The following is a 14,338-nucleotide window of genomic DNA, read 5'->3' as shown; positions in this document are numbered from 1 at the left end:
GGTCGGACCCCGCGGGGTCCGACCCCGCATGGCTGTGCGGGTTAAAAAAAAACACCCCCTGCCGGCTGCTGCTGACAGGGGGTGCTTTGGAGCGGACCGGATTACATCTTGTAGTTCAGGCCCAGCAGCATGGTGCGGCCGTACTTGGTGTACTCGCCCGGCACTTTCAGGGTGCCGTTGCTCAGGGTGGTCTGGTACGCGGTATCGTTCGCGTTGATCACCTGGAACAGCAGCGACAGGCCTTTGTACTGGCCTTCCTTGAACTCGTAACCGAGCTGGAAGTCCACTTGCGCCGCGCCCTTGATGTCGGTGAAGGTACGGTCGGCGCCGAAGCCGGTCACTTCGCCACGGAAGTTGGAGCGCTCGCTGCGGGTCACACGTGCCGAGTAACCGGACTTCTCGTAGAACACCTGCACGTTCGACACGGTGCGCGACAGGCCTGGCAGTGCGCCGGTGGTGCCGGGACCGTCAGGGGCGATCTCGCTCTTGGTGCGGGAAATCGAACCGGTGGCGCCGAAGCCGTCCAGGCCAGTCCACAGGACCTTGCCGTCGATGGAACCGGACAGCTCCACACCCTTGATCGAACCGCCCGTGCCGTTGGCTGGCTGGGTCAGCGTGCCGATATTGGTTTTCGGCGTCACGCCATCGTTAGGATAGCTGGTGAAGTCGAACGGCACGATCTGGTCGTAGATGTAGGTCTTGAGCTTCTTGTAGAAGGTCGCGGCGCTGAAGTAGGTGCTCTTGTCGAAGTACTTCTCGTACGTCAAGTCGAGCGCGTTGGCGCGCCATGGCTTCAGGCCAGGATTGCCGCCGCTGCCGGTCCACAGCAGCTTGGTGGTGTCCACCGAAGCGCTCGACGATGCGCGCAGCTGGTCCAGGCGCGGACGGGCCATGGTCTTGCCGAGGCCGAAGCGCACGTGCTGCTCGCTGCCCAGGTCGAAGTTCAGGTTCAGGCTAGGCAGGAAGTCGTTGTACGAGGTGCCTTCTTCCGTGGTCTGCGGCGTGTTCAGGTTCTTGGTGTCGACGTTGAACGCGCTGGAGCTCTGGTTGGTGTGGATCATCTGCACACCGAAGTTGCCCTTCACCGGAACACCCCAGGTGTCGTCGATGCCGAGCTTGGCGTAGGCGGTCGAGACTTTCTCGCTGACCAGCCAGTCCTTGTTGTAGATGTCCTGGTGAATCTTAGGCGTCAGCGTGTACAGGCTGTTGACGGCGCCCATGATGTCGTAGGACATGATGCCAGGGATGCCGGCGAAGCCCAGCGAGGTCGGATCCTGGATCAGGTTGGCAGGCACGGCGATCGGTGCGCGGCCGTTCTTCAGGTTAACCAGCATCTCGGCCGATTGACGGGTCTTGTCGCGCTTGGTGAAGTTGACGCCCACGTCCAGGTTGCTGAACATGCCGTCCAGGCTGCGCTTGGCCGTGAAGCGGGCCGATTTCAGCTTGTCGGTCACTTGCGGGTACTTGACGTAGCCGTCCTGGCCCCAGCCGCCCGAATCGCTCAGCTTGACGACCGATGGGTCGGCGTAGTTCAGGCCGGTGGTCACTTGCGGCAGGCCGGTGTTGTTGTCGCGGACGATCTTGGCGGTGTCGGTGGTGGCTGCGCCGGCGTAGGTTTCCAGGATCATGTCCTGACGGTCCGCCTTCGAGTAGCTGAAGTCGGCGATGGCGGTCCAGTCTTCGTTCACGCGCAGCTTGTTGTTCCAGCCGATCGCGAACAGCTTGTCGCGGTTGGTGTTCAGGTCGTTACGCAGCACAGGCTTGATGCCGCCGACGGTCGCGCTTTGCAGCACCTGGGTGCCGCCGTAGCTGGCGAACACGGGATTCGCGTAGGTCAGGTCGCCCATCCAGTTGCCGGTGCCGAACTGCATGCCGCGGATGGTGGTGTCGGAATCGAATTTCGAGTAGTAGGTGTCGACCATCGACTGGAAGTCGCGGGTCGGTTTCCACTGCAGCACTGCCATCAGGCCGTCGCGGGTCTGCTTGGTCGAGCCGGCGTCGATTTCGTTGCCGGAGTTGGCCAGGCCGGTGGTGCTGCCGGTCTTAGGGTCGAAGCCGTAGCCCCAGCTGCTCCACTTCTGGTACTGGCCCGGGGAGTCCAGACGAGCGTAGCCCAGCGCCACACCCAGGGTGCGGTTGTTGAACTGGTCGATGTAGATGCCGCTCAGGCGGTAGCCCTTGTCCTTGTAGCCGGCGTTTTGCTTGCCCAGCGAGTTCTTCTCGCCGCGCACGTTGATCGCCATGGTGCGGCCCGGGAATTCCAGCGGACGCACGGTTTGCAGATCGACGGTGCCCGACAGGCCCTGGCCGACCAGCGATGCGTCCGGGGTCTTGTAGACCACGGCGCCGTTGATCAGTTCCGATGGATACTGGTCGTATTCAACGCTACGGTTGTCGCCGGTGGACGCCTGCTCACGACCATTGAGGGTGGTGGTCGAGAAGTCTGGCGCCAGGCCGCGGATGCTCAGCACCTGGGCGCGGCCCGCGACGCGTTGCGCGGCCACCCCTGGCAGGCGCGACAGCGATTCGGCGATCGACACGTCCGGCAGTTTGCCGATGTCTTCGGCGGAGATCGCTTCAACGATGGATTCGGAATTCTTTTTGACGGAGATAGCGTCTTCGATACCGCGACGGATACCGGACACTTTCACCGTTTGCGTAACAGGCGCGTCGGCGGACTGGCCGGCGGTCGCGTCTTGCGCGTAGGACGAGCCGGAAATGGCGGACAGCAGCAACGCACAGCCGGCTGCTACCGGGCTCAACTTAAATGCAACACTGGTCGGAGCCGAGTTGGCGCCGCGCTGGTTGGCGGAATTCATCATCAAATGTCCCCTCACTCATCTAAAAATATACCCGCGACAACTACAGCCTGCTCTCGCACCATCGACTACACGGGTTCCAAGGATTGCAAACGTTCTAAAAGACGTTCTATAAAGAATTTTGTACTAAAACTAGATTCTGTGTCAATCAAACTTCAGTCGAGCTACGCCACCAGAGGGGCGCTTGCCCGTGAGCGCCCAGCGAAAATGCCATGCGCGTTGTATTTCGGCTACAGCACTCCACGGTCAATAGTGTAGTGGAACTACATTTTTTGACCTCATACCACTTCACTTTGCAGCATTTCCGACATCTGCCGCAGGCCAGAATTATCCTTACAACAATATTTACCGCAACGGCATCGGGAATTGTATTAAAACTAGAATCATCGATTTGATGCCCACCCTCTTTCATAGTATTCTCGACGATAAGCCCATAAAAATGCACCTGTAGTCCGACTACTTAACGGAGACTCAATGAACAAAACCCTCGCCGCCGCGCTGTTGTCCGCGCTGCCGTTCATCGCCCACGCCGATACCTACCGCATCGAACACATGGATCCGCCGCTGTGGTGGACCGGCATGCACAACAGCACGCTGCAACTGATGGTGCATGGGCCGCATATCGCCGACCTGGAGCCGGCGCTGGCCTACCCCGGCGTGCGCATCGCCTCGGTGGCGCGGGTCGCCAACCAGAACTACCTGTTCATCAATCTGGATATCGCGCCCGACGCGGCGCCCGGCGCGATGGACCTGGTGTTCAAGCGCGGCAGCCAATCGGTGCACTACAACTACCAGTTGCTGGCCCGGATCGCCGGCTCGGCCCAGCGCATCGGCTTCAACAGCAGCGACGCCATCTATCAGGTGATGCCGGACCGTTTTGCCAACGGCGATCCGTCCAACGACAATGCGGCCGGCATGACCGAGCGTGCCAACCGCGCCGACGCCTCCGGCCGCCACGGCGGCGACATCCGCGGCATGGCCGACCATCTGGACTACATCGCCGCCATGGGCTTCACCACCGTCTGGCCGACGCCGTTGCTGGAATCGAACTCGCCGGCCTACTCCTATCACGGCTACGCCACCACCGATCACTACCGCATCGACCCGCGCTATGGCAGCAACCAGGAGTACCGCAACTTTGTCGCGCAGGCGCGCGCCAAGGGCCTGGGCGTGATCCAGGATGTGGTGCTCAACCACATCGGCAGCAAACACTGGTGGATGCAGGACATGCCGACGCCGGACTGGCTGACCTATCAGGGCAAGTTCGTGCCGACCGAGCATCACCGCGTGGCGCTGCAAGATCCCTACGCGTCGGACGAGGACAAGCGCAACTTCACCGAGGGCTGGTTCGTCGAAGGCATGCCGGACCTGAACCAGGCCAACCCGTACGTGGCGACCTACCTGATCCAGAACGACATCTGGTGGATCGAGTATGCGGGCCTGTCGGGCCTGCGGGTCGATACCTATGGCTACTCCAACACCGAGTTCCTCAGCCGCTGGTCCGGCAGCGTGATGGCAGAGTATCCAAAGCTGAACCTAGTGGGCGAGGAATGGACGCCGCTGATACCGGTGGTCGCGCACTGGCAGGAGGGCAAGCAGAATTTCAACGGCTATCAGTCGCACATGCCAAGCATGATGGACTTCCCGCTGACCGACACCATGCGTCGCGCCCTCGCCGCGCCGGACGGCGCCGAACATGGCCTGACGAACCTGTACGAGACGCTGTCGCAGGATTACCTGTATCCGAACGCCGGCAACCTGGTGCTGTTCGAAGGTAATCACGACATGTCGCGCATCTACAGCGAGCTCAATGCGGACGACAACTTGTTCCGCATGGCGATGGCCTTCGTGGCGACCGCGCCGCGCATCCCGCAGTTCTACGCCGGCACCGAGATCCAGATGACCAGCACCACCAAGGGCCGCGACGACGCGTCCTACCGCCGCGACTTCCCCGGCGGCTGGCGCGGCGATGCCGTCAACGCCTTCACCGGCGCCGGCCTGACGGCGCAGCAGGCGGCCGCGCAGGCGTACGTGAAGAAGCTGTTCAACTGGCGCAAGGGCGCGTCCGTGATCCACCACGGGAAGATGATGCACTATGGCCCCGAGCACAATACCTACGTCTACTTCCGCTACGACGGCGCCAAAAAAGTCATGGTAGCCTTGAACAAGAACAGCACCGACACCGTGCTGAAGACCGCGCGCTTCCACGAGATGCTGAGCGGCGCGCATGCAGGTGTGGACGTCATCAGCGGCAAGCGCGTTGCGCTGGATGGCGAGGTCACGCTGCCCGCACGCTCGGCGCTGATACTGGAGATCGAACAATGAGTTTCGCCCGTCGCCGCCTTGGCGCCTTATCGCTGCTGGCCATGCCCGCCATGGCGGCTGCCGCCACCACGCTGAGCACCAGCTATCCAAGCTGGGACGGCAAGCAGGAGACCGTGCGCTACACCACACCGGACGCCAACGCGGCGCTGCGCAGCTACACGCAATCGACCACAATGCGCGTGCGCGACGGCGGCAAGCAGGAGATCAGCTATGCCGAAGCACAGGGACAGCCGTCCGTCCGCAGCGGCAACCTGGCCTTCGACGCCTTGTTCACGCTGGCCGGCCTGGAGATGAAGCAGGACTCGGTGGGCGAGATCCGCGACGGCAGCTACAACGGCGGCAACGCCATCTCCTGCAACTGCTTCGAAACCGGCGAGCTGTGGCACTACGTGTGGACGCGCGACCTGTCCTACGCGGCCTCGCTGGGACTGGGCATGCTGGACCCGCGCCGCGTGCGCAATTCGCTGGAGTTCAAGCTGTCCGGCTACCGCGACGGCGTGCGGCCTGGCGCGCATGCCGCCGGCAGCGCTGACGGGTTGCAGATCATCCAGGACACCGGCAGCGGCGGCAGCTGGCCGGTCAGCACGGACCGCGTCAGCTGGGCCTTCGGCGCCGAGGAAGCCTTGAAGGCGTTGGCGCCGGACGAGCGCAAGGCCTTCGCGGCGACCGCGTTGCGCGCCCTGTCGAACACGCTGGAGAACGACCGGCTGGCCGTCTACGACGCCGCCGACGGCTTGTACAACGGCGAGGAATCCTTCCTCGACTGGCGCGAACAAAGCTACGCGGGCTGGATCGCAAGCGACCTGGCGAGCATGGCGACGTCCAAGGCCTTGTCCACCAACGCCGGCCACTACAAGGCGCTGACACTGGCCGCACAGCTGGCGCAGGAACAAGGCAACGCGGCGCTGGCCGACAAATACGCGGCCTGGGCGGCGGACCTGAAGCGCGCCATCAACCAGCGCCTGTGGCAGGCCGACGCCGGCATGTACAGTAGTCTGACCGCCGGCCACTTCGACGGCGCGGCGATGTACAAGTACGACTGGCTGGGACAATCGCTGGCGATCGTCACCGGCATCGCCGACCGCCAGCAGGCCGAGAGCATCCTGGCACATTATCCGCATGGCCCGCTGGGCGCGCCGGTGATCTATCCGCAGCAGCCTGGCGTGGCGATCTATCACAACCGCGCCATCTGGCCGTTCGTGACGGCCTACGGTTTGAAGGCGGCGGCGCAGACCGGCAACGTCGCCGTCGCCGACGCGGCCTACGCTACGCTGATGCGCGGCGCGGCGCTCAACCTGTCGAACATGGAAAACCTGGAATGGCTGTCCGGCCAGCCGCTGTTGAAGGACAAGCAGGCGCAGGGCGACTTGAGCGGGCCGGTGGTGGATTCGCGGCGGCAGCTGTGGTCCGTCGGCGCTTATCTGGGCATGGTGGTGGGCGACGTGTTCGGCGTGCACACCACCAATGACGGTATCGCGCTGCGTCCTTTCGTGACAGCGAAGTTGCGGCGCGAGGCGTTTGCCGGCAGCGATACGATCACGCTGAACAATCTCGCGCTGCGCGGCAAGCGCTTGCAGGTGCGCCTGTCGCTGCCGCCCGCCGCGCACGGCGACGGCTACTACGAAGTCGATGCGGTGGCGCTGAACGGCAAGCCGGCCGCGGCCACGCTGGCCTGGCCGGAGCTGGCTGCGGAGAATATCATCGAGATCCGCCTCGGCAAGCTGATCGCCGGACAGCAGGTCAAGCGCAGCGTCAACGCGCAGCCGCTGGCGCTTGATCCTGCGGTGTATTCGCCGCCGGAGCCGCGCATCGTCAAGCTGGAACGCGGCACTTACGATTTCCCGACGCTGTACCTCGAAGGCGCCGGCAAGGGTGTGGTCTACAACATCTACCGCAACGGCAAGCTGGCCACGCAGCGCGTCACCGCCAAGACCTGGGCCGACCGCCGCGCCCCGCTGCTGGGCAAGGGCGAGAGCGATAACCTGTGCTATGCGGTGGAGGCGATGTATACCAGCTCAGGCAACCGCAGCCACCACAGCGCGCCGATGTGCCTGAACAGCGGCGTGGAGATCGCCGCCGGCGACGCGCGCGTACAGTCCAGCGTGGCCGTCACCGATGGCCGCATTGCCGGCTGGGGCGCGCCGTCCGATACCTTCGCGGTGCAGGACATCAAGGTCGGGCGCGACGGCAGCTACGCCTTGCAGCTCAAGTACCGCAACACCGCGCACCAGGTCAACCTGGGCATCAGTGGTGGCGTGAAATGGATGACGCTCAAGGATGGCAGCGGCGACATCGCAGCGCAGGGGGTGGTGCAGTTGCCGCATACGCCAGCCAGCGCGGGGCCGTCGTGGTCGACTCCTTTGAAAGCCGTGCTCAAGCCAGGCAGCTACCGCATGGAGCTCAGCGATTTCTACAACATGAGCTACCTGAAAAGTAATTCCAGCTATGTCGACGCGGGCGGCGTCAAGGGGCCGTCGAACCGCTTCGATATCCACGGCATCCGCATCATGCCGCTGGCGCGCGGCATGGCGGCGGCCACCTCGGCGATCTCGGCAGCATCGCCCATCCCGGCTCCGCCGCCGGCCGGCACGCTCCGCATTGTCGAGCAGTTCGTTTCACCGCAGCTGGGCAACAGCCGCAGCCTGCGCATCTATCTGCCGCCCGGATACGACGCCCATCCGCAACAGCGCTATCCGGTGCTCTATATGCACGACGGCCAGAACCTGTTTGACGCCGCCACCGCAGCCTACGGCGCCGCCTGGGAAATCGGCAGCACCATGGACCGCCTGATCGCCGATGGCGTCGTCGCGCCGGCCATCGTAGTCGGCATCGACAACACCAGGGACCGCATCGCCGAATACACACCCTGCTGCGATCCGCGGTATGGCGGCGGCAAGCTCGATGCCTACATGGCCTTCATCGTCGACACCGTCAAGCCCTGGGCCGACGCCAATCTGCGCACGCTGCCGGACCGCGCACACACCGCCATCATGGGCTCCTCGCTGGGCGGCATCGCCTCGGTCTACATCGCCCAGCGCCGGCCGGACGTGTTCTCCGCGGCGGCGGGCGTGTCGAGTTCGTTCTGGTGGAATAACGAAGAGATGATCGCCAAGGCGCCGGCGCGCCAGCCGGTCAAGTTCTACCTCGACGCCGGCACCGACCAGGATGGCCTGGAACAAACGCTGAAAATGCGCGACGCCATGCTGGCCCGGGGCTACCGCCTGGATGAGGACCTGCTGTTCTATGCCGCCGACGCGGCCATCCACAACGAGCGCTCGTGGGCGGCTCGCGTGCAACGGCCGCTGGCCTGGTTCTTCCCCGCTAGCCGGGAGCACTGACCGGCGCCGCCAGCCGCCAGCGGTTGGCGAGCAGCGCCTCCAGGTCCTCCGACGACACGGCCGCGCTCAGGCAGAAACCAAAGGCCTCGTCGCAGCCCATCGCGGCCAGCTGGCTCAGCTGGTCGCCGGTTTCCACGCCGCCGGCGATGACCTGCATGTTCAGGGTATGCGCCATCGCGATGATGGCGCGCACCATCGCCCCCTCGTCCGCCACCCGGCCGTCGCTGAGGCGGTCGGTCGGCTGCTGGACCGCGCGGCGCAGGTCGTCGATGAAGGACTTGTTGATCTTCACCAGGTCCACCGGGAAGCGCCGCAGGTAATTCAACGACGCATAGCCGGTGCCGAAATCGCTGATCGAGATGCGCATGCCCAGCTGCTTGAACTGGCGCAGCACGGCCTCGCAATTCTGGTTCTTATCGATCAGCATGTCCTCGGTGATTTCCAGTTCAATATAGCGGCCCGGCACGCCGGACTGATGCAGGATCTCGGCAAAGCAGCGGACGATATCCTTCTGGTAGAACTGGCGTGGCGACAAATGCACCGACACCGTCAGCGGATGGCCCAATTCCATCCAGCGCCGCGCCTGCGCGGCGGCGGTCGCCATCACCCACGCGCCCACCGGCAGCATCAACGCGCTGTCCTCCAGCACCGGCAGGAAATCCGGCGGCATCACCAGGCCCAGCTCCGGGTGACGCCAGCGCAGCAGCGCCTTGACGCCGGTGATCTTCTCCTCATGCAGGTTGAGCTTGGGCTGGTAGTTCAGTTCGAACTCGCCGTGCTCCAGCGCGTGGCGCAGCGCGGTCTCCAGCACCACCCGCGAATAGGCTTTGGCCTGCATGCTGGGCGCGAAGCGCAGCCCGGCGCCCTTGCCGCGCTGCTTGGCCGCGTACATCGCCAGGTCGGCCTTCTCGAGCAGCGCTTCGATCTCGACATCATCGTCGGGATAGATGGCAATGCCGATGCTGGCCGCCACCGCCAGCGTTTCGCCATGCACCAGGAAGGGCGCGGCGATCGCGGCGTTGATCTTGTCGGCCACCTGCTGCGCATCGGGGGCGCTGCGCAATTCGGTCAGCAGCACGATGAACTCGTCGCCGCCCTGGCGCGCCACCGTGTCCACCTCGCGCACGCACTGGCGCAGGCGCTGCGCAAACTGCACCAGCACCTGGTCGCCGGCGTCGTGGCCGAGATTGTCGTTGATGGCCTTGAAGTGGTCGATGTCCACAAACAGCACCGCCAGCAGGTTGCCGTGGCGGCGCGCGTAGGCGATGCCGTGTTCCAGTTGCAGCTGGCACTGCAGGCGGTTGGGCAGGCCGGTCAGGCTGTCATGGTGGGCGATGTAGTCCAGCCGCATTTCCGCGTCGCGATGGGCTTCCAGCGCCGATTGCAGTTGCGCGCAACGGGCACGCAGGGCGCGCACCCGCAGTTCGCCGTACCCCAGCGCCAACAAGCTGAGCGCGATGCCGGCCAGTACTGCCAATAGGCTGTTCATGCTGTCCCTCTCCGTCCGGTGTACCGGGGAAAAGTGAAGCATAATCAATCACTGAGCAGTTCCCAGACCTTTCTCGCTCACACTTGAGCGACATCAAACGGCGCCATGACCGGCCACTTGCAGAAGGCGCCGCGGCCGGCCCTCCGAGGTGGGGTGCGAAGCCTGGGGCTGGCCCTGCAACTTGAACACGCTGACCGCCGCCGCCAGGCCGGCCGCCTGCTGTTCCAGCGCGTCGGCCGCGGCGGCGGCCTGCTCCACCAGCGCCGCGTTCTGCTGGGTCACGCTGTCCATCTGGCTGATGGCGATGCTGATCTGTTCGATGCCGTCGCGCTGCTCGCCGCTGGCGACCGAGATCTCGCCGATGATGGCGGTCACGCGCTGCACGCTGGCCACCACCTCGCCCATGGTCTCGCCGGCCTGGCCGACCAGCCGGCTGCCCGCCTCCACCCGGCCCACCGAATCGCCGATCAGTTCCTTGATTTCCTTAGCCGCCGCCGCCGAACGTTGCGCCAGGTTGCGCACCTCGGAAGCGACCACCGCGAAGCCGCGCCCTTGTTCGCCGGCGCGCGCCGCTTCCACCGCCGCGTTCAAGGCCAGGATATTGGTCTGGAAGGCGATGCCGTCGATCACGCCGATGATGTCGACGATCTTGCGCGACGATTCGTTGATCGAGCCCATCGTGCGCACCATCTGCTCGACCGCGTCGCCGCCCCTGGCCGCCACGCTGGAGGCGGTGTCGGCCAGCTTGCAGGCCTCGGCCGCGTTGACATTGTTCTGCTGCACGGTGGTGGTCAGCTGCACCATCGCGGCCGCGGTTTCCTCCAGCGAGCTGGCCTGCTCCTCGGTGCGGCCCGACAGGTCCAGGTTGCCGGCGGCGATCTCCACCGCCGCGCCGTGGATGGCCTCGGTGCCGACGCGCACCTTGCCGACGATGTTGCTCAGGTTGCCCTGCATGCGCTTGAGCGCGCCCAGCAAGGCGCCGATCTCGTCGGTGCTGTTGATGCGCACCTCGCTGCTCAAGTCGCCGGCCGCCACTGTCTCCGCCATGCCGACCGCCTCATTCAACGGCACGGTGATGCTTTTGATCAGCCACAGCACCGTGACGCAGCCGACCACCAGCGTGACCAGCAGCGTGACGCCCATGACCAGCATCGCGCGTGCATGCTCCGCCTTGTTCTCTTCCTCCATCTCGACGATCATGCGCTGCGTTTCCTTGCCGATGAAGGCGACGATGTCGTCGATTTTCTTGGTCGGCTCGCGGTCCATGCCCTTGACCAGCGCGTCGACCACGTGGGCGCTGTCCTGGCTGGCGGGATCGTATTTTTGCAGGGCCGCCATGTAGCGCTTCACCAGTTCGTTCTGGGTGACGATCGCCTCTTCCACCAGCGGCGTCTTCAGGTTCAGCTTGGTCAACAACGCGTCCAGCTTTTGCAATTCGCCGCGTGTGGTTTCGCCGCCTCTGACGAAGGCCTTGCTGTATTTGTCGAAATTGGCGGGATCGTTGCCACGCAACAGAGTGTTCTTCCACTCCTGGACCTGGATCTTGAATTCGACCTGGGCGCTGCGCGCCATGTCGATGGCCTGCGTCAGCGCCTTCATGCGCTGCATGGCCACGGCGTTGCCTGCGTTGCTGGAATCCAGCGCGCGCCAGCCGCCGGTGGCAACGATCAGCAGCGCGACGAAAAAGAAAGCGCCCAGCAAGCCCAGTCGCACGCCTATCTTGAGATTGGCGAGTTTCATATCTTCCCCCTGGTAAAAATTCAATTCGTACAAGATTTACTATCGCGGGTTGCCACCGCGCGGTCGTCTAACTTATATTTTTGAATTGCTTCCGTTTTTTAGGGAATAAGCAACTTCTAATTCTTGCTTCCATGATGCGCCCACGCATCGGAAAAACCAAGCGAAGGCGGCGAAAATTCTATCGAATTCCCACCGTTGCAACGTCCGTTCATTCGTTGCGGAACTCGATGCAATAAATGTTGGTAGGACGATTATCGGGCGGCAGGTGTTTGAGCTCGACAAAGCCCATGCCCAGCTTGTGCAGCAGGCCGATGGACTTGGCATTGGCTGGCGCGGTCAGCCCCAGCAGGCGCTTCATGCGCAGCTGGTCGCGCGCATAGGCCACCACGGCGACGGCCGCCTCGTAGGTGTAGCCCTGGCCAAAGTGAGCGGGCCGGATCGCATAGCCGATATCGACGTCGTCCAGGCTGTCGCGCTTGATCAGGCCGCACATGCCCAGCGCCAGGCCATCGCTCTTGCGCTCCATCACGTACAGCGAATGGCCCAGCCGCTGCTGCATCGCGCGCGGCCCTTCGAGGATGGCGTCGCGCGCGCCCTCGATGCTGCGGACGCCCTTGTCGCCGATGTATTCCAGCCAGGTCGGGTCGTTGACCAGTTCGTAGTAAAACGCTGCGTCGTCGGCTTCGATGGTGCGCAGGGTGAGGCGTTCGGTGTCGAGTATTTTCATGCGTCGGGCCAATGCGAGGGATCGTCCAGCAACTGGTACATGACGTAGACGTCGACATACCCGAGGTGGGCGTGATAATAGGCACGCGGCAAGGTGCCGACAATGGCGAAGCCGAGCTTCTTCCACAGCAGCACGGCCGCGACGTTGGAGCTAACCACATAATTGAACTGCATCGCCAGGAAGCCCTGCGCGCGGGCGCGGTCCAGGCAGTCGCCGCCCAGCAGCTTGCCCACGCCCACGCCCTGCGCCGCCGGGCTGACCATGAACGAGGCATTGGCCACGTGCGCGCCACGGTCGCGCTGGTTGGCGATCAGGCGGTACATGCCGACCAGCCGGTCGCCGTTCAGGATGGCCACGTACGATTGCACGCCGGGACCAAACCAGTAGGCATGGCAATCTTCGCGGCTGGTGTCGGCGGCGAAGTAATAGGTATCGCCGCTGGCGATGAGTTCCTGGAAAATCTCCCACATGGCGCCGAAGTCGGCTTCCGATGCGGGACGGATGGCGATTTCTTTCAAGGCGGCTCCAGGCGGAATAAACAATGTTCAATTGTCATGGATTTCACGCGACAAGTCCAGCCCGCGCCGGTGCGTGCGCCGTCGCTCAGCGGCCCAGCCGGAAGTCGACCGCCTGCGGCCGGCCCGGCAGGTTCAGGCGCGCCTGCGCGCGCGGCGATTCGGCGATCACCTGCCCGCGCCGCATCACCATGCGCCGCGCCGCGCGCAGGCGGATCGCCTCCACCGGATCGGCCGCGTCCAGCAGCACCAGGTCGGCATGGCAGCCGACCGCCACGCCGTAGTCGCGCAGGCCGAGGATGCGCGCCGGCGTGGCCGTCACCGCCTGGTAGCAGGCGCGCATGGCGTCCTGCCCCGTCATCTGCGCCACGTGCAGGCCCATGTGCGCGACCTCCAGCATGTCACCCGAGCCCAGGCTGTACCACGGGTCCATCACGCAGTCGTGGCCGAACGCCACCTCGATGCCGGCCGCCAGCATCTCCGGCACCCGCGTCATGCCGCGCCGCTTCGGATAGCTGTCGTGCCGGCCCTGCAGCGTGATGTTGATCAGCGGGTTGGCGATCGCCGCCACGCCCGCCTCGCGGATCAGCGGCAGCAGCTTGCTGACGTAGTAGTTGTCCATCGAATGCATGGAGGTCAGGTGCGAGCCGGCCACGCGGCCGTGCAGGCCGAGGCGGTGGCTGTGGTAGGCCAGCGTTTCGATGTGGCGCGACAGCGGATCGTCCGACTCGTCGCAATGCATGTCCACCATCAGGCCGCGCTCGGCGGCGAACTCGCACAGGATGCGCACCGATTCGGCGCCGTCGGCCATGGTGCGCTCGAAGTGCGGAATGCCGCCCACCACGTCGACGCCCATGCCGATGGCGCGCTTCAGGTTGGCCAGCGCGGTCGGACTGCGCAGCACGCCGTCCTGCGGGAAGGCCACCAGTTGCAGGTCCAGGTAGGGCGCGACCTGCCGCCTCACTTCCAGCAGCGCCTCCACCGCCAGCAGGCGGTCGTCGCAGATGTCGACGTGCGAGCGGATCGCCAGCAGGCCGCGCGCGGCCGCCCAGTCGCAGTACTGCAAGGCGCGCTCGACCAGCGCCTGCTGGGTCAGGTCGGGCTTGAGCTCGCCCCACAGCGCTATGCCTTCGAGCAAAGTGCCGGAGGCGTTGACGCGCGGCAGGCCGTAGCTCAGCGTGGCGTCCATGTGAAAATGGGCGTCGACAAACGGCGCGCTGAGCAGGTCGCCGCCGGCGTCGATCTCCTGCGCGCCCCTGAGCGGCAGCGCCGGCCCGATGGCGGTGATGCGGCCGCGGTCGATGGCGACGTCGACGCCACGTTGTCCGTCGGCCAGGTTGGCGTTTCTGATTACCGTCTCGATCACCGCATCCATCCGCGCTCCC

8 protein-coding genes are annotated in these 14,338 nt (G+C 64.7%); 2 read left to right on the top strand and 6 right to left on the bottom strand.

The window, feature by feature from the left end; genetic code table 11:
• Window positions 1-101: 101 nt before the first annotated feature.
• A complete protein-coding gene (locus ACEN9O_RS14620) occupies window positions 102-2,822 on the bottom strand; it encodes a TonB-dependent receptor (protein WP_495618246.1) in 2,721 nt (906 codons plus the stop codon).
• A gap of 471 nt (window positions 2,823-3,293) precedes the next feature.
• Between ACEN9O_RS14620 and ACEN9O_RS14615 the strand changes: the two genes are divergently transcribed.
• Together ACEN9O_RS14615 and ACEN9O_RS14610 are read left to right on the top strand one after the other, a co-directional pair.
• Complete coding sequence (locus tag ACEN9O_RS14615; protein ID WP_495618245.1) at window positions 3,294-5,144, top strand: glycoside hydrolase family 13 protein; 1,851 nt, start codon at window positions 3,294-3,296, stop codon at window positions 5,142-5,144.
• The gene (locus ACEN9O_RS14610) at window positions 5,141-8,482 is read left to right on the top strand and encodes an alpha/beta hydrolase-fold protein (RefSeq protein WP_495618244.1); all 3,342 of its coding nucleotides are present in this window, start codon (window positions 5,141-5,143) and stop codon (window positions 8,480-8,482) included. Before ACEN9O_RS14615 ends, ACEN9O_RS14610 begins: the two co-directional genes overlap by 4 nt.
• Here ACEN9O_RS14610 and ACEN9O_RS14605 read toward each other — a convergent pair.
• From ACEN9O_RS14605 to ACEN9O_RS14585, 5 genes are all read right to left on the bottom strand, one after another.
• Entirely contained in the window at window positions 8,466-9,971 is a 1,506-nt protein-coding gene (locus ACEN9O_RS14605; protein ID WP_495618243.1) for a putative bifunctional diguanylate cyclase/phosphodiesterase, read from the bottom strand. The genes ACEN9O_RS14610 and ACEN9O_RS14605 overlap by 17 nt on opposite strands.
• 93 nt (window positions 9,972-10,064) lie before the next feature.
• Window positions 10,065-11,711, bottom strand: a complete 1,647-nt coding sequence (locus ACEN9O_RS14600; RefSeq protein WP_495618242.1) for a methyl-accepting chemotaxis protein — start codon at window positions 11,709-11,711, stop codon at window positions 10,065-10,067.
• A gap of 208 nt (window positions 11,712-11,919) precedes the next feature.
• Entirely contained in the window at window positions 11,920-12,438 is a 519-nt protein-coding gene (locus ACEN9O_RS14595) for a GNAT family N-acetyltransferase (protein ID WP_495618241.1), read from the bottom strand.
• On the bottom strand, window positions 12,435-12,956 hold the full coding sequence (locus ACEN9O_RS14590; protein ID WP_495618240.1) for a GNAT family N-acetyltransferase: 522 nt from the start codon (window positions 12,954-12,956) through the stop codon (window positions 12,435-12,437). The genes ACEN9O_RS14595 and ACEN9O_RS14590 overlap by 4 nt, the downstream gene beginning before the upstream one ends.
• 85 nt (window positions 12,957-13,041) lie before the next feature.
• Window positions 13,042-14,316 carry an amidohydrolase family protein gene (locus tag ACEN9O_RS14585; protein ID WP_495618476.1) on the bottom strand — a complete coding sequence of 425 codons (1,275 nt, stop codon included), beginning with the start codon at window positions 14,314-14,316 and terminating at the stop codon, window positions 13,042-13,044.
• Window positions 14,317-14,338 lie beyond the last annotated feature (22 nt).

It is taken from the genome of Duganella sp. Dugasp78 (genome assembly GCF_059491455.1).
The sequence above is the reverse complement of the archived record's forward strand: the minus strand, read 5'-3'. Positions and strand labels throughout refer to the sequence as shown.